Origin of the sequence: Stenotrophomonas sp., assembly GCF_036662295.1 — a bacterium.
Taxonomy (GTDB): Bacteria; Pseudomonadota; Gammaproteobacteria; order Xanthomonadales; family Xanthomonadaceae; genus Stenotrophomonas.
Genome location: NZ_JAVWXA010000093.1, coordinates 1 through 15,499, shown reverse-complemented (window position 1 = coordinate 15,499; position 15,499 = coordinate 1). Strand labels below are relative to the sequence as shown.

Genomic DNA, 15,499 nt, shown 5'->3' with positions numbered 1-15,499 from the left:
AGCACCCGGTGCCACGGCAACTGCGGATCCTCGTTCATGCCCAGCACGCGGGCGGTCAGCCGCGCCCGGCCCGGCAGGCCGGCCTTGGCCGCCACCTGACCGTAGCCCATCACCTGCCCGCGCGGGATGGCGCGGATCACCGCGAGGATGCGTTCGCGTGCCTGCGCGGCGGGGTCCTCGCCCGCCTCGGCGGCCGGGGTCATGCGCGCACGCGGCTGACCAGCAGCACGCCGACCAGCACCAGTGCCGTCCCCAGGATCTGCCAGGGGCCCATGGGTTCGTCGAGCAGCCATAGACTCATCACGATGGTGGATACCGGCCCGAGCATACCCACCTGGGCGGCCAGCGACGAGCCGATCCGCTTCACCGCCAGCATGATCGCCAGCACCGGCAGCACCGTGCACAGCGTGGCGTTGACCAGCGACAGCGCATACACCGGCGCCGGCGCCTGGCCCAGCGCGGCCAGCGGGTGCAGCACCGCGAAATGCAGCACGCACAGCACGCAGGCCACGCAACTGGCGTAGGCGGTCAGGCGGATTGCGCCGACCCGCGCCACCACCTGGCCGCTGCCGAACAGGTACAGCGCATAGCTGAGCGCACTGCCCAGCACCAGCGCGCTGCCCAGCAGGATGCGCCCGCCTTCGCGCTGCAGGTCGTGGCCGAAGGCCAGCAGCACGCCCAGGTAACTCAGCGCCAGCGCCGCCAGCTGCCAGCGCCCGGGCCGCTTCTTCAGCAGCACCAGGCTGATCAGCAGCACCAGGGTGGGATTGAGATAGAGGATCAGCCGTTCGAGGGTCACGCTGATGTACTGCAGGCCTTCGAAATCGAGCAGGCTGGACAGGTAATAGCCGGTGAAACCCAGCCACACCACGCGGCCGCGATCGCCCCACGACAGCGCGTCGGCGCGGCGCGAGGACCACACCGCCAGCAGCGCGAACAGCGGGAACGCCATCAGCATGCGCAACGCCAGCAGCGTGGTGGCATCCACGCCGTGCCGGTAGGCCAGCTTGACGATCACCGCCTTGCCGGAGGCGGCGATGGCACCGACCGCGGCCAGCGCGATGCCGCCGGCGGCGATGCGTGGCGAGGACGTGGGCAGCGAGGAAACGGAGGGCGGCATCAGGACGGCAGACGGCCGCGCGCGGCGGCCGGATCAGCAGGGGGAGTGGATTGTCGCATGCGGGCGCGGCGGGGTTGCCACGCCTGGCGTGGCACCACCGGGCTTGGGGTGATGCGCGGTCAGCGCATCAGCACCACTTCTTCGGCCGAGGTGGGGTGGATGGCCACGGTGTCGTCGAACTGCGCCTTGGTCACGCCCATTTTGACCGCCAGCGCGAAGCCCTGCAGGATTTCATCGGCGGCCTCGCCCAGCAGATGCACGCCTACCACGCGCTCGTCCTCGCCCACGCACACCAGCTTGAACAGGCTGCGCTGGGTGCCGTCGGACAAGGCCTGCAGCATCGGGCGGAAGTTGCTGCGGTACACCCGCACATCGTCGTGCTGCGCGCGCGCCTCCTCCTCGCTCAGGCCCACCGCGCCCAGCGCCGGGTGCGAGAACACCACGCTGGCCACGTTGCAGTAGTCCATCTTCGCCTGCGGATCACCGCCAAACAGGCGATCCATCAGCTTGCGCGCGGCCGCGATCGCCACCGGGGTCAGCCCCACCTTGCCGGCGATATCGCCCACCGCATGCACGCTGGGCACGGCCGTGGTCTGCCACGCGTCCACCTCCACCTCGCCCTTGTCGCCCACCTGGATGCCCAGCGCCTCCAGGCCCAGCCCGGCGCTGTTGCCGCGGCGGCCGGTGGCGAAGAACAGCTGGTCGAACGCGGCCTCGTGCGGGCCGTCATGGCCGTAGGCCACCACCGTGCCGCCCTCGCCGCCGCGCAGTTCGCGCAGGCGGTAGTCGAAATGCACCTGCACGCCCTGGTGGCGCAGGTTCTCGGCCAGTTGCGCGGTCAGCTCCGCATCGAAGCGCTCCAGCAACCGCGTGCCGCGCACCAGCAGCGTCACCCGGCTGCCCAGCGCCTGCAGCAGCCCGGCCAGCTCCACGGCGATGTAGCCGCCGCCGACGATGGCCACGCGCGCCGGCGCGTCGCACAGGTTGAAGAAGTCATCGGACACCGCGCCGCGCTCGGCACCGGGGATGTCCGGGCGCTGCGGATGCGCGCCGGTGGCGATGAGGATGTGCGCGGCGCTGATCTGCACGCCGTCGCTGCAGGCCACCGTGTGCGCATCCAGCAGGCGCCCGCGCCGCGGCACGCGCACCACCTTGTTCTCGTCCAGCCGCTTGAGGTAGCTGGCGTGGATGTTGGCGATATAGGCCTGGCGGTGCACCACCAGTTCCTTCCAGTCCAGCGTGGGCCGCACCGGCACGTCGAACCCCATCGCCGCGGCCATGCCGATCCTGCCGGCCAGGTCGGCGGCCAGCCACATCGCCTTCTTCGGCACGCAGCCGACGTTGACGCAGGTGCCGCCCAACTCGCCCGGTTCCAGCAGGGCCACGCGCTGGCCGTGCTGTGCGGCGCGGAACGCGGCGGCCAATCCGCCGGAGCCACCGCCCAGCACGATCAGGTCATAGTCGTAATGCTTGCTCATCAGGAATCGCTCAACGGAATAAGGGGCAGGACGCCGGGCGCCTGCAGGCCACGAGCATGCCATGCCCGGCCGCGAGCCAGACGTGAGGGCGTGCCCGGGAAAGGGGGCGTTTCAGCGGTGCGCGCCGCCGTGCGCGTTCAGGCGCGGCAGCGCAACGGCGGCCACTGCAGGTACGTCATCGCCCGCCACGCCCACTCCAGCGGGCCGAAGCGGAACGCCCGCAGCCACAGGTGGCTCAGCAGCACCTGCACGGCGAACAGGGCCACCGCGAACGGCACCTGCCAGGCCCGCGGCATCTGCTCGAAGGCGCCCAGCCCATAGCCATAGAACACCCCGGTGCACACCAGCGACTGGACGATGTACTGGGTCAGCGCCATGCGCCCCATCGGGGCCAGCCACTGCAGGCGCGCGCGCAGGTGCACGATCCAGGCCAGGTAGCCCAGGCACATCAGCAGCGAGGCCACCGAGGTCAGCGCAAACGCCGCGCCACTGGCGGGGGTGAACGTCCCGGGGGCCAGGTAGGGATGCCAGACGGCGCTGGCCAGCATCAGCACCAGCCCCAGCGGCAGCGCGCCCCAGCGCAGCCGGCGGTACAGGCGGGCAAACCGCGCCGGGTCGGCCAGCGCACCGCTGCGCGCGAACCAGCTGCCGATCAGGAACATGCCCAGCACTTCCGGCCCGATCACCACCACCCCCTCCAGCTGGGCCAGCGTGTCGCGCAGGCGCTGCGCCACCGCCTGGCCATAGCTGCCGTGCGCGTACGCCTGGCGCTGCAGGTCGATGGTGTGCCGGGCACTGTCGATCGCCGCCTGCACCTGCGCATTGCCCGGCTCCAGCCGCGCCTCCAGCCCCATCAACGCCCCCAGCAGCAGCATCAGTGCCGCCGCGCACAGATAGGTGAGCACGCCCATGGCCGGCAGCCAGCGCGTGGGTGCCTCGCGGCAGGCCAGCAGCGGCAGCGATACCAGGGCGTAGACCACCAGGATGTCGCCGGACCAGACCAGCAGGGCGTGGCACGCCCCGATCAGCAGCAGCGCCGCGCTGCGGCGCAGGTAGAACGGCACGAACGCGCGGCGCGCGGCCTCGGCGCGCTGGGCCATGATCGCAAAGCCGGCGCCGAACAACAGCGAAAACAGGGTGAAGAACTTGCCCTGCACCAGCACGTAGATGGCCGCGTCCGCCCAGTAGTCCAGGCCCTGCCAGTGCGGGTCCACGCCGGTGAAGGCCAGGTCCAGCGGCCCGCTGAAGGCCTCCATGTTCATCAGCAGGATGCCCAGCAGGGCGAATCCGCGCAGGATGTCCAGCACCGCGATGCGGTCGCCGACGGCGACCGGCTGCAGGGAAAGGGAAGCGGTGTTCACAGGCAGTCCGTGGGCCGGGGCGGCCATTATGCCGTCGCACCGGGGCACGTGCCCCGGTGCGGCAGGACGACGCATACGCAACGGCCCGCCGAAGCGGGCCGTTGCAGGAAACGGTCAGCGCCGATCAGCGGCGCCGCACGTGGTGCACTCAGTGCTGGTGGCCACCGTCGCCGTGCACGTGGCCGTGCTCCAGCTCTTCGGCGGCCGCGGCACGCACATCGACGATCTCGACGGCGAAATGCAGGTCCTTGCCGGCCATCGGGTGGTTCAGGTCGACGTCGACCACGCTCATGCCGACCTTTTCCACGGTGACCGCACGCGGGCCGAAGTTGGTCTGCAGCACGACCTGCTGGCCCGGAACCAGCCTGGTGGTGCCGAAGTGCTTCTTGGGCACGCGCTGGGTCAGGCCCTCGCGGCGCTCGCCATAGGCATCGGCCGCCTTGACGTCGACCTCGAAGCTGGCGCCGGCTTCCTTGTCCATCATGGCGTTTTCCAGGCCCGGGATGATGTTGCCGTGGCCGATCAGGATCGCCAGCGGATCACGGTCCTTCGAGCTCTCGATCGGCTCCTGGCCCTGCTCGGAAACGGTGTAGTGGAAACGGACGACGCTGTCTTTTTCGATCTTCATGCGCAACTCTGGCTGGTCGCTGCCGATGGCAGACGGGTGGGGCGGGTTGTCCCCCGCCGGATACGCCGCCATCATGACGGCCTCCTGAGGTGGCGCATTATCCGGACATCATGCAGCTGACGCCAGTTTCGCCCGCATTGCGCCTTGCCTCGCTGGCCGCCGTGCTCCTGTTGAGCGCCTGCGGCGGCGGCAAGACCACCCGCCCGGCCGCCCCGCCGGCCACCACCCAGGTCTGGCCGACGGTGGCCCCGAACGATCCGCAGGCCGCCAACGCGGTGCTGATGCGCGCCATCGGCCTGGTCGGCACGCCCTACCGCTATGGCGGCAACACGCCCGAGTCCGGCTTCGACTGCAGCGGCCTGGTGGCCTATGTGTACCGGGAGATGCTGGACCTCAAGCTGCCGCGCACCTCGCGCGACCTGGCCGCGGTGCAGGGCCCGAAGATCGAGCCGACCCGGCTGGCCCCGGGCGACCTGGTGTTTTTCGGCAGCCGCGGCAACGTCTCCCACGTGGGCATCTATGTGGGTGAAGGCCGCTTCGTGCACGCACCCAGCACCGGCGGCACGGTCCGCCTGGACTCCCTCGGCGGCCCCTACTGGAAGGACCACTACACGGGGGCGAAACGCGTCCTGCACTAAGCTGAACAGGGGTAAGGGCTAAATTTGTGACGCGGATCACGTGTTTGTAAACGGAATTTTAACGAAATTTGTACCTAATCACCGTTCTTACACGGCATCATCACCCATCGTTTTTATTCAGTGACCGCCGCGTGACGACAGCCGACCGGATTTGCCAAGGCCAGACCGCCACCCCCAGGCGTAACACCCGACCCGTTTTCCTCGCCCTCGCGCTCTGCCTGGCCAGCCTCCCGGCCTGGGCCCAGACCGCACCGGCCGCCGCTGTCGATGCCGCTTCGGCCGGCGCCAGCAGCACCGAATCCCCGGTGGTGGCCAAGCCCAAGGCTGACGCCCCCGCCCGCAGCAAGGCCGATGCCGCTGCCAGCGCCACCCTCGCCGCCCTGCTCCCGCACCTGGCCGCCAACGACACCATCCCCCTCATGGACCGCTCGGCGATGTTCGCCGGCGACCTGAGCCGCCTGCTCGCCAACTACGATGCCAGCACCGGTGCCACCGGCACGGTGGTCGGCGGCGCCGCCGACAACGGCAAGGTGCAGTCGCTGCTGCGCCGTGCCATGACCCTGCTGGGCACCCCGTACCGCTGGGGCGGCACCTCGCCGGACAGCGGTTTCGACTGCAGCGGCCTGGTCGGCTACGTGTTCAAGACCGCGCTGGGCATCGAACTGCCGCGCGTCTCGCGCGAAATGGCCCACGACGGCGAAGCCGAACTGATCAATGACCGCACCGCGCTGGCCGCCGGCGACCTGGTGTTCTTCGGCCGCAAGGGCCGGGTCGACCACGTCGGCATCTACGTGGGTGAAGGCCGCTTCCTGCACGCCCCCAGCACCGGCAAGGACGTCCGCGTGGACAGCCTGATGACCGGCTACTGGAGCGGCAAGTTCATGCAGGCCCGCCGCGTCGACCTGTAAGCCGACCCGCGTCACCGCACCCCCGAAAAGCCGCTGCCCCCTGCAGCGGCTTTTTTAATGGCCGCTGCCGGCCCCAGCCTGCGTTGTCCCTCATGTTGTTTGAACATTGCCAGCTTTCCCAACGGCCTGCCGGCCGGTCCGGCCAGGCTGCGGACCCGGACGTGGGGCGGCACGTCCAGGCGCCGGACCCGCACCAGATTCCGCCCGTGCACTTCCTCGGCAAGGTGACGCATGGCGGCAGTCCCTGATTTTCCGGCCCGGTGTGTGATCTGGTTTGGGCAACCACAGGCGGCCGAGCGCACGGCCCTGGCGGCCGCCGGCTGGCAGGTGCGGGGCGTGGCCAGTGACGAGTGCGTGGCCATCGGCATGCGCGGCAACGACCAGGTGGTCGGCCTGCTCGACCTGCGCAACCGTGCGCCGTCCAACCTGGGCCGGCTGCAGGTGCTGCTGGACGAACACCGGCACATGACCCTCCTGGCGATCCTGCCCGCCGGCCCTGCCGCCGTGCCGCTGGCGCTGCAGCCGCTGCTGGCCGCCTGCGTGGAGACCTGGACCGCGCCGGTCGAGCTGGGCCGCATCGTGCAGCGCCTGCAGGAGCTGGCCGGCGATCCGTCGCCGCCCGCCGCGGCGGGCCCGCAGCAGCTCATCGGCGACAGCGCGGTGCTGCAGGTGGCGCGCGGGGCGATCCGCAAGTTCGCCCCGGTCGACCTGCCGGTGCTGATCACCGGCGAAACCGGCACCGGCAAGGAACTGGCCGCGCAGGCCCTGCACGCCCTGTCGCCGCGCCAGGCGCATCCGTTCCTGGCGGTGAACTGCGGCGCCATTCCCGCGGCGCTGGTGCAGTCCGAACTGTTCGGCCATGAGCGTGGCGCCTTCACCGGCGCGGCCAGCCGCCGCCTGGGCCTGTTCGAGACGGCCAACGGCGGCACCGTGTTCCTGGATGAGATCGGCGACCTGCCGCTGGACGCGCAGACCAGCCTGCTGCGCGTGCTGCAGGAAGGCACGGTCGAGCGGGTGGGCAGCAACCGCCCGCTGGCGGTGGATGTGCGCGTGCTGGCCGCCACCCACGTGGACCTGGAGCAGGCGGTGGAACGCGGCCAGTTCCGCCGCGACCTGTTCTATCGCCTCAACGTGCTGCGCCTGCCGATGCCGGCGCTGCGCGACCGCGGCGGCGACATCATGCGGCTGGCCCACCACTTCCTGGCCAGCTTCCGCGACCGCCACGTGACCCGCGCGCGCGGCTTCAGCAGCGAGGCTACCCGCGCCATGGAGCGTTTCAACTGGCCCGGCAACGTGCGCGAGCTGCTCAACCGTGTGCAGCGCGCGGCGATCGTCTGCGAAGGCGAGTTGATCGGTGCCACCGACCTCGAGCTGGCCGCCGCCCAGCGCGACCTCCCGCAGAAGATGCTGCACGACGCCCGCCAGCTCGCCGAGCGCGAGACCCTGCTCCGCGCCCTGCGCCAGAGCGACTTCAACATCACCGCCTGCGCCCGCCAGATGCAGGTCTCCCGGGTAACCGTCTACCGCCTCTGCCGCAAGCACCAGCTCGCCCTGCCGGAATTGCGCTGAGGCCTCGCCCGCGTTGCGGCATCGCGCGGGGGGTGGGTTGGCGCGCGGGGTGTGGGTTGCCACGCATGGCGTGGCATTACCCGGGGTTGGATCGTGCGGGCTGGCGGTTGCCACGCATGGCGTGGCACTACCGCGTCCTGCTGGGCCCCTTCCATCAGCACCGCTCCGCATCCCCGTCAGACGAGGAGCCCCCTTTTTGTTAAAGGGGGCGCGCCGAAGGCGCGGGGTTTAGGTGGAATGCAATAGACCTCCCGGTACGGGAGGTCGCGCGCCGAAGGCGCGGGGTTTAGGAGGAATGCGAGGCATGCTGTGAGCGCAAGCGCTCACAACATGTACGGCACTTTGAACGCCAACGTAAAGTCCGGCGCATCCGGGGTCAGGCCGATGCCGAGCATGCTCACCAGCGTGGTGTTGCGGTTGAGCGCATAGGTGATGCCCAGGTTGAGCGTGCCGGCATTGGCGTCGCTGCCGATCACCTTGAGCCACTGGCCGTTGCGGTAGCGGGTGGAGGCGCGGCTGCTCAGCTTGTCGCTGAAGGAAATGCTCAGGCTGGTGCGCTCGTTGAAGGCGAAGGCCACGCCGGCGCCGAAGTAGTACGACCCGCCCAGTTTCACCTCGCCCGGGTTGACCGTGTCCGGGTTGGCGTCCAGGTCATCGAAGCTGCGCGCGAAGGAATGGATGTAGCCCAGGTTGGCGAACAGGATCGCCGGGTCGGCGGTCTTGACCGCCGACAGGCCCACGTTGGCCTGCCAGACGCCGTTGCCGGTGGGCTGTTGTTCGGGCACGGCAAAGCGGATGAAGTCGTCGTCGTCGCGCTCGAGCACCTTCCAGTCCACCCCGTAGGGCGCGCGCCCGGTCGGGGCGGTGGCGCCGACGGTCAGCACCGTTTCCGGCCAGCGGCCATGCTCGGCGAACAACCGGTAATTGGCGCTCACACCGACATCGCCGATGCCGGTGCCGGTGGTCTCCTCCTGGGCGATCGCCGCGGCCGAACCGCCGGCACCGCCCTTCTGGAACACCGTCTTGCGCGCCAGGTAGGGCACGTCCAGGTTGAGGGTCAGGCGCGGGCTCACGCCCCAGCGCGCGGCCAGGTTGTAGGTGAGCGTGTCCGACTCGACATTCTCGATGGCGATGTTGCCGAGGAAGATCGCATCCAGCGCCAGGAAGCCGTTGAGGGTGACCTGCTTGCGGTCATAGCGTGCGTAGGTGAGGCTGTTTTCGACGGTGAAGCGCCGGCTGAACAACGCGGCCTGCTGCTGTTTGACGTCATCCACGCTGCGTCGCGAGGCCTGCTTGGCTTCCTGCGCCTCTGCAGCGCTGCTGGCATAGCCCTCGCCACTGGGCGGGGCGGCCGGGGTGCCGGCCGGCATCGGCGGCGGCGGGCTGCCGGCGCCGGCTACCGGCGCGGTCTTGCCGGTCAGGCGCGCCTGCATGGCCTGCACCTGCATGTCCAGTTCGCGCAGCCGTCGCACTTCCTGGGCGTAGTTGGCCTTGAGCGTCTCAAGCTGCGTCATCAATGCCTTGACGTCGGCCTGATCGGCCTGATCGGCCGGCGGGGTCTGCGCCTGTGCGCTGGCCGCGCCGATCAGTGCCAGCGCCGCCAGCGCCAGCGGTGTTGCTCGAATCGAGGTGTGCATTGCCTTGGCCCACGGTTGTGTTGTCACTCCCCCTGCCCGGCCGCTGGATCACTGGCCGGGCCCCATGCCCACGCCCCGCACCAGCGTCATCGCCTGGGCCACGTTCTGGCTGAGCGGGACGTTGCTGGCCAGGGACTGCCTGACAAGATCGATCTGCATGCGGTTGCTCACCGCCTGGCCGTCGCTGCCGAGGGCGATGCTCTGGCCGACGCTGCCGTTGCGGATCCACTGCTGCACCGCGCCGACGCCTTCGATCTGCAGCTGCACCTTGGCGTTGTTGCCGTCCAGCTGCGCCACCGCGTTGACCCCGCCGTGCTGCACACTGGCCAGGGTCTGGCCCTGGCTGCCGGCCTCCGGCGCCTGGCCGTCGCGGACGGTGAGCTGGGTGGTGTTGCTGGCCACGTTGCCGTCGCCGGCCACCTGGATGCTCTGGGTCAGGCCGGCCACGTTCTGCAGCCCGCTGGCATCCACGCTGCGCCCCGGCGTGGCCGGCAGCGGTGCGTCGGCGGCGGTGACCGTCACCGAGGGCGTGAAGCTCACCTTGGGCGCCCCGCCCTTGCTGAAATCCATGCCCAGGGTGAGCGCGCTGCGGGCGGCCTGTCCGCCGCCGTTCCACTGGGTGATCATGGTGACCCCGAACCAGGCCACGCTGCTGCCGTTGACGGTGTAACGGCCGCGCATCAGGTTCAGTTCCGGATCGGGAATCTCGTTGAGGCCCTTGCCGGGCCGTCCCTCCTGCGCGTGCAGGGGCGCGGCGCCCAACAGGGTGAGCAGCAGCACGCCGCGCGTCCATTTAGCGATGTTCATGGAGCCTCCTAGAACAAGTCGGCATGGGTGAAGCCGAAGTCCACCAACTCCGCGTCGGTGATCGGCCCCTGCCGGGCATACAGCGAACGCGCACTGGGCCGTTCGCCAGGCTGCAGCAGCACCGTGTTGCGATCGAAATCACTGCCGATCACGACAAACACGGCCCGCGACGGCCACGCCTGGAGAAATTCGCTGACGGGAATGCTGCGGTTGCCCAGGATCGGGTCGGCCACGTCCACCACATCGTCGCGGACCTGTTTGAGGACCACGAAATGGCGGAAGCCGCGCACATCCATCAACACCAATCCGGGCACGCGCAGTGAGCGCAGGCGCTCCTCGTTGACGCGGTAACCGCGCCCGCGCATGCCCATCGATTCCACGTAACGCTTGATGTCCAGCAGCGAGAAACCGCGCTGATGGACCAGTTGCGGGTCCGAGACCCCCATCATTCCCTCGATCACCGTGCCTTCGTCCGCCTCCAGGTGGTAGGCGTATCGCAGGATGGTGGCCAGGGCCGCCGCGCCACAGCTGTAGTCGGTGTGTTGCCGCACCACGTTGCGGAAGCGCCGCTCCTGCATGCTCTCCACGCGCTGGGTGAGCACCGCGCCATTGGGCAGCACGCCACTGAAGCCCACCTCGCCGGCACGCGCCGCGCCCAGGGGCAGCATCAACAGCATCCACGCCCCGCACACCGCCTGCTTCCACATGGCCTGGCTCCGGATAAGGAAGGAGCCCCTGCCCCAAAGGGGGAGAATGGGACAGGGGCCCCCGGGAACCCGGCCATTGGCGGATGGCCGGGCTTGTTGCGCTCAACGCGTACTGCTTGCGAAAACGGACAACGTGTTACTCGCCGGTGCCGCCACCGCCCCCGGTGGAGGGCTGGGCAACCGCCAGGGCCAGGCTGTTGGCCTGCAGGTTGCCGGTGCCGGCGGCCACGTTCACCCCGATGTTGCCGGAGGCGCCGGAGAACGCACTGCCGGACAACGCCGCGGTGTTGGTCGCATCCACGTTCACCCAGCGGGTGGTGGAGACGGTGCCGCTCAGGCTCGCGTACAGGTCGGCCACGCCCAGTTCGACGAACCGGCTGGTGCCTTCTTCATCCGTATCGAAGGCGATGCCACCCACGCCATCCCGGTTCGGGTTGGGTGTTGCGTTCTGGATCTCGTTGTCCATGTCGATGTGGCCGGTTGCATTGCCACTCGGATGGTCGAGTTCACCATTCCAGGTATCCAGGTAGTAGTTGTCCTTCTGGTAGGCATTGCCGCTGCCGCTGTAGGTGCCGGCACCGAAGGCCAGGGTGCCGCCGGAAACGCGACCGCGCAGGCTCACGTCCACCGTGTCGGTCATGGAGCGCAGGTAGCCGGCGTTGCTGACCGCGTTGCCGGTGGAGACCTGGTTGGAGCTGATGCTGGAGGTGGCATAGGCACTGGTGGCTACCGAGGCGGCGAGCGCGTTCTTCTGCTCGTTGTTGTTGCCCGAGGCCACGTTGGCACCGATGTTGCCCGAGGCGTTGCTGAAGGCATTGCCACCCAGGCCAGCGGCGTTGGTCACGCCGGAGTTGAGGGTGGTGTTGCCGGCACCGTACTGGTTGACGAACACTTCGGCGTCGGCCATGCCGAAGCTGAAGGACGCATCGGCCGCGGACAGCGAAGCCGCGTTGTCCTGGGCGTTGTTGTCGCCGGCGGCAACGTTGAAGCCGAGGTTGCCCGAGGCATCGGAGCCGACGTCATCGGCGATCGAGGCGCTGTTGGTCACCAGGCTGTTGGAGGCGGCGTTCTCGGTGATCGACTGGCGGTTGTCGATGACCGCGATGGCCGCCGAATCCAGGTCGATCGAGCCGGTGATTTCCGGGTCGCCAGAGAAGTTCACGTCCGAGCTCAGGCGCATGTCCTTCTCAAGGTTCACCGCTACGCCGTGGTTGTTCTTCTCCTGGCGCTCGTCGGCCTGGATGTTGCTGGTCTTGTTGACGTTCTCGTTGACGGTGACGTCACGGGTGCGGGTCACGCTGCTGTTGTCGGTGGTGTTGTTGTTGCGGGTGTTGTTCCAGGTGCGGTTCCAGGTACGCGAATCGTTGTCGTTGCGCGTATTGGTCTCGATGCTGGTGTCGATGTCGGTGTTGACGTTGGTGTCAACGTTGGTATCGACATTGGTGTTGACGTTGGTGTTGAGGTTGGTGCGCGTCTCCACCACGTTGTGCAGGTGGTTGATGAACGCGCTCTGGTTCTGGTTGTCCTGCGCGGCGACCGACGCGGACGCGGCGGCGATCGCGATGGCCAATACGGTACGGTGCATGTTGGTGTTCATGGTGCCCTCTCTCTCATCACAGACAATCGGGTGGATGTGACTACTCACGGGGTGGACTGCACCGAGATGCTCAGTTGGTTTGCGGTGGCGTTGCCGGATCCCGCGATCTGATTGAGTTGCAGGACGCCGTCGAAGCCCTGCAGCGCGGTGCCTTCCACCGCCACGCTGCGGGTTCCGGCCGGCCGACCGCGAGTGACGGCCCCCTGCCCCCCTGCTGACGCGAGCGCCCCCGACGCGGCCAAGGCCTCGTCGTTCGACTCGCGTATGCCCTGTTGCGCCAGCGTGGCGGTGACGACGTTGAGCGTCGCGTTGCCGGTCCCGCTGGCCTGGTTGATCATGGCGACGCCGCTGGCGCCGTTCAGTGCCTGCCCACCGAGGGTGGCGCTGGCCTGCATCGCGCCCTCGTCCAGCACCTGGTTGTCGGCCTGGCGCTGGCGCGCGTTGACCGCGATATGGGCGTTCTGGCCGTTGGCGATGCCCAGCAGGTTGGCCTGCTGGTTGAGGTCGCCGGCGGTCATGTTGACCGTGATCGCGCCGTTGGCCCCGGCCAGCGCGCGGCCGTCGATGCGGCTGGTGTTGAGGTAGCCGAGCATCGCCGCGTAGTCATCGGCCTGCTGCGCATGCGCCGGCAGCGGCGATGCCAGCACCAGCGCCACGGCGATCAGCGCGGCCAGGGTCGGGCGGCTCATTTGCCCGGCCCTGCCGGCTGGCCCAGCGGGAACTGCGCCAGCGCGCCGCGGACCTGGTCGCCGATGCCGCGGGTGGCGCCGGTCACCGCGCCCATCGGCCCGCCGATGGCATTGCTGAACTGGCCGCCGGACAGCATGCCGCTGTCGGTGACCTTGCCCAGGGTGGCGTTGACCGTGTTGCCGGTGACCCGCTCGATGGTGGTCTGGCCGTGGTGCACGCCGCTGCCGGTGTTGGAGCCGAGCGAGGCATAGTCGTCGTCGCTCAGTTCATCCATCCCGGTCGAGGTGCCCAGGGCCTGCCCCACTTCGCGCTTGGGCGAGGGCTCGGCGATCAGCGCCATTCCCGGTGGCGCGGGGCGGTAGGCAGGCCGGGTGGAGACATCGCGCAGCAGCACCATTTCACCGGGCTGCGCCTTCACGCCCTGGCGCGCGCCCGAGGCGTGCGCGGCAACCGGCAGTGCCAGGGCGGCGAACAACAGCCAACCGCCTGCGGGGGTAATGCGTCGTACGGCTACGCTGTCCATGGCGCCCTCCTCGAAACATGCGGAGGGGTAACGCAGCATTCGTGCCAACTTTCAAACCCAGCAAATACGGGGTTTGCAGGCCATCGGCGGTACGCACGCCGGATCAACGGTGTTACAGATTCGTTGGAATTTACATCGCCTGAACACGGCGCTTACATCGCGCCCAGGCCGCCGGCATTGGGCCGGGGCGGGCTGTATCAGCGCTGTTACACCTGCTGATACAGCCGTTACAGTGCCTGGTCAGCTTGGCCCGCCCCACTCAGGAGGCGTGTTTTTCCAGGTCGTCCACGCCCAGGTTGGTGGACGGGTTGTCGTACACCGCCTGCTCCAGCAGCCCGGTTTCCTTGGCCACCAGCACCGGCACCAGCATCTGCCCGGTCACGTTGGTCATCGTGCGCATCATGTCCAGGATGCGGTCGATGGCGTAGAGGTAGCCGATGGTTTCCAGCGGCAGGTTGGCCGCACTCAGCACCACCGTGGCCATCACCACCGCCGTGCCCGGCACGCCGGCGGTGCCGAAGCTGCCCAGCACCGAGGCGATCAGCACCACGATGTACTGCTCCGGGGTCAGCGGCACGCCGGTGTACTGCGCGATGAACACCGCGCACAGCGCCGGGTAGATCGCCCCGCACCCGTCCATCTTGATGCTGGCTCCCAGTGGCACCGCGAAGGACGCGTAGTCCTTGTTGACGCCCAGGTTGTGGGTGATCGACCGCATCGCCGCCGGCATCGCCGCGAAACTGGACGAGCTCACGAACGCCACCTGCATGCCCGGCGCGGCGCCGCGGAAGAACTTCAGCGGGTTCAAGCCGTGCGCCAGCAGCAGGCTGCCGTACACCACCACGATGTGCAGCGCGCAGGCCACGTACAGCGCCAGCACGAAATTACCCAGCGGCAGCAGCTTCTCGAAGCCGTAGCTGCCCACCAGCCCGGCGATCAGCCCGAAGGTGCCGAGCGGGGTGATCTCCAGCACGAAGCGGGTCACCTGGATCATGATCTCGCTCATCTGCCCGGTCAGCTTGCGCGCCTCGGCGACCTTGTCGCCCAGCTTGACCATCGCAAAGCCGAGCAAGCCGGCGAAGAAGATCACCGGCAGGATCGAGCCTCGCCCGGCCGCCAGCACGGTCTCGCCGGCGGCGTTGACCCGCGTCCCGATGCCGGTCAGCGCGTAGAACACGTTGGACGGCACCACGTCCATGAGCACCTTCACCACGCTGGGCGCTTCGCGCGGCGTGTAGCCGTGGTCCATGGTCAGGCTGAGGTTGCCCGTGCCCGGCTGCATCACGGTGCCCACCGCCAGGCCCACGCATACCGCCAGCGCGGCGGTGATGATGAACCACAGGAAGGTGCGCCCGCCCAGCGCGGCCACCGACTTCTGGCCATGCAGCGAGGAGATCGCGTTGATCACCGCGAAGAACACCAGCGGCACCGCGATCATCTTGATCAGCGTCACGTACAGCTCGCCCAGCGGCCCGAACCAGACCTCGGCGGCCGGGCCCAGCAGCCAGCCGGCCAGGGCGCCGAGCACGAAGCCGCCCAGCACGCGTTGCCAGAACGGGATCCGCAACCACGCAGACACCAGCTTCATGAGCTTTCCAGAAAAGAATTCGACAGCTGGGCACCTTAGCCCAAGCGGCCCCGCGGCACGAGGCGCACACGGAAAATCAGCGTGTCATCGGCGTGCCTTGCGCCATTCTGCATAATGAACGCCCGTTTCACATGTGAGATACGCGCGTCCATGTCCCGTTCCACGTCCCTGGTGGCTGCCATTGCCACCACCCTGCTGCTGGGCGCCTGCGCCAGCACCTCCCCTGCCGCCGGCGCCCGTGGCGCGGT

General features: G+C 69.0%; 15 protein-coding genes. 3 read left to right on the top strand and 12 right to left on the bottom strand.

What is annotated here, in order from left to right; genetic code table 11:
* From RSA25_RS15405 to RSA25_RS15385, 5 genes are all read right to left on the bottom strand, one after another.
* On the bottom strand, positions 1-203 hold a 203-nt coding region (locus RSA25_RS15405; protein ID WP_332809725.1), incomplete at its 3' end, for an MGMT family protein.
* Positions 200-1,120, bottom strand: a complete 921-nt coding sequence (locus RSA25_RS15400) for a DMT family transporter (protein WP_332809724.1) — start codon at positions 1,118-1,120, stop codon at positions 200-202. The genes RSA25_RS15405 and RSA25_RS15400, both read right to left, overlap by 4 nt.
* A 119-nt stretch (positions 1,121-1,239) precedes the next feature.
* A complete protein-coding gene (gene gorA, locus RSA25_RS15395) occupies positions 1,240-2,598 on the bottom strand; it encodes a glutathione-disulfide reductase (RefSeq protein ID WP_332809723.1) in 1,359 nt (452 codons plus the stop codon).
* A gap of 137 nt (positions 2,599-2,735) precedes the next feature.
* Entirely contained in the window at positions 2,736-3,986 is a 1,251-nt protein-coding gene (locus RSA25_RS15390; protein ID WP_332809722.1) for a DUF418 domain-containing protein, read from the bottom strand.
* Positions 3,987-4,107: 121 nt separating this feature from the next.
* Entirely contained in the window at positions 4,108-4,587 is a 480-nt protein-coding gene (locus tag RSA25_RS15385; protein WP_332809721.1) for a peptidylprolyl isomerase, read from the bottom strand.
* Positions 4,588-4,697: 110 nt separating this feature from the next.
* Between RSA25_RS15385 and RSA25_RS15380 the strand changes: the two genes are divergently transcribed.
* The 3 genes from RSA25_RS15380 (at position 4,698) to RSA25_RS15370 (ending at position 7,702) form a co-directional block, all read left to right on the top strand.
* Positions 4,698-5,225: a C40 family peptidase gene (locus tag RSA25_RS15380; RefSeq protein ID WP_332809727.1), complete on the top strand. Its 528-nt coding sequence runs from the start codon at positions 4,698-4,700 to the stop codon at positions 5,223-5,225.
* 149 nt (positions 5,226-5,374) lie between these two features.
* On the top strand, positions 5,375-6,133 hold the full coding sequence (locus tag RSA25_RS15375; RefSeq protein ID WP_332809726.1) for a C40 family peptidase: 759 nt from the start codon (positions 5,375-5,377) through the stop codon (positions 6,131-6,133).
* Between the two features lie 231 nt (positions 6,134-6,364).
* Positions 6,365-7,702, top strand: a complete 1,338-nt coding sequence (locus tag RSA25_RS15370) for a sigma 54-interacting transcriptional regulator (protein WP_332809720.1) — start codon at positions 6,365-6,367, stop codon at positions 7,700-7,702.
* 323 nt (positions 7,703-8,025) lie between these two features.
* Here RSA25_RS15370 and RSA25_RS15365 read toward each other — a convergent pair whose 3' ends face one another.
* From RSA25_RS15365 to RSA25_RS15335, 7 genes are all read right to left on the bottom strand, one after another.
* Positions 8,026-9,339: a hypothetical protein gene (locus RSA25_RS15365; protein WP_332809719.1), complete on the bottom strand. Its 1,314-nt coding sequence runs from the start codon at positions 9,337-9,339 to the stop codon at positions 8,026-8,028.
* Between the two features lie 48 nt (positions 9,340-9,387).
* Positions 9,388-10,146, bottom strand: coding sequence for a hypothetical protein (locus RSA25_RS15360; protein ID WP_332809718.1), 759 nt, complete (start codon positions 10,144-10,146; stop codon positions 9,388-9,390).
* 8 nt (positions 10,147-10,154) lie between these two features.
* Complete coding sequence (locus RSA25_RS15355) at positions 10,155-10,853, bottom strand: C39 family peptidase (RefSeq protein ID WP_332809717.1); 699 nt, start codon at positions 10,851-10,853, stop codon at positions 10,155-10,157.
* Between the two features lie 136 nt (positions 10,854-10,989).
* Positions 10,990-12,438: an adhesin gene (locus RSA25_RS15350; RefSeq protein WP_332809716.1), complete on the bottom strand. Its 1,449-nt coding sequence runs from the start codon at positions 12,436-12,438 to the stop codon at positions 10,990-10,992.
* A gap of 56 nt (positions 12,439-12,494) precedes the next feature.
* Entirely contained in the window at positions 12,495-13,139 is a 645-nt protein-coding gene (locus tag RSA25_RS15345) for a hypothetical protein (protein WP_332809715.1), read from the bottom strand.
* Positions 13,136-13,663: a hypothetical protein gene (locus RSA25_RS15340; protein ID WP_332809714.1), complete on the bottom strand. Its 528-nt coding sequence runs from the start codon at positions 13,661-13,663 to the stop codon at positions 13,136-13,138. The genes RSA25_RS15345 and RSA25_RS15340 overlap by 4 nt, the downstream gene beginning before the upstream one ends.
* Positions 13,664-13,922: 259 nt before the next feature.
* Positions 13,923-15,251, bottom strand: coding sequence for a dicarboxylate/amino acid:cation symporter (locus tag RSA25_RS15335; protein ID WP_332809713.1), 1,329 nt, complete (start codon positions 15,249-15,251; stop codon positions 13,923-13,925).
* Positions 15,252-15,499 lie beyond the last annotated feature (248 nt).

Coding starts and splice junctions, on each gene's coding strand:
- RSA25_RS15340 (WP_332809714.1), bottom strand. CDS start 13,663: ATGGACAGCGTAGCCGTACGACGCATTACCCCCGCAGGCGGTTGGCTG.
- RSA25_RS15350 (WP_332809716.1), bottom strand. CDS start 12,438: ATGCACCGTACCGTATTGGCCATCGCGATCGCCGCCGCGTCCGCGTCG.
- RSA25_RS15360 (WP_332809718.1), bottom strand. CDS start 10,146: ATGAACATCGCTAAATGGACGCGCGGCGTGCTGCTGCTCACCCTGTTG.
- RSA25_RS15355 (WP_332809717.1), bottom strand. CDS start 10,853: ATGTGGAAGCAGGCGGTGTGCGGGGCGTGGATGCTGTTGATGCTGCCC.
- RSA25_RS15365 (WP_332809719.1), bottom strand. CDS start 9,339: ATGCACACCTCGATTCGAGCAACACCGCTGGCGCTGGCGGCGCTGGCA.
- RSA25_RS15370 (WP_332809720.1), top strand. CDS start 6,365: ATGGCGGCAGTCCCTGATTTTCCGGCCCGGTGTGTGATCTGGTTTGGG.
- RSA25_RS15335 (WP_332809713.1), bottom strand. CDS start 15,251: ATGAAGCTGGTGTCTGCGTGGTTGCGGATCCCGTTCTGGCAACGCGTG.
- RSA25_RS15385 (WP_332809721.1), bottom strand. CDS start 4,587: ATGAAGATCGAAAAAGACAGCGTCGTCCGTTTCCACTACACCGTTTCC.
- gorA (WP_332809723.1), bottom strand. CDS start 2,598: ATGAGCAAGCATTACGACTATGACCTGATCGTGCTGGGCGGTGGCTCC.
- RSA25_RS15400 (WP_332809724.1), bottom strand. CDS start 1,120: ATGCCGCCCTCCGTTTCCTCGCTGCCCACGTCCTCGCCACGCATCGCC.
- RSA25_RS15345 (WP_332809715.1), bottom strand. CDS start 13,139: ATGAGCCGCCCGACCCTGGCCGCGCTGATCGCCGTGGCGCTGGTGCTG.
- RSA25_RS15390 (WP_332809722.1), bottom strand. CDS start 3,986: ATGGCCGCCCCGGCCCACGGACTGCCTGTGAACACCGCTTCCCTTTCC.
- RSA25_RS15380 (WP_332809727.1), top strand. CDS start 4,698: ATGCAGCTGACGCCAGTTTCGCCCGCATTGCGCCTTGCCTCGCTGGCC.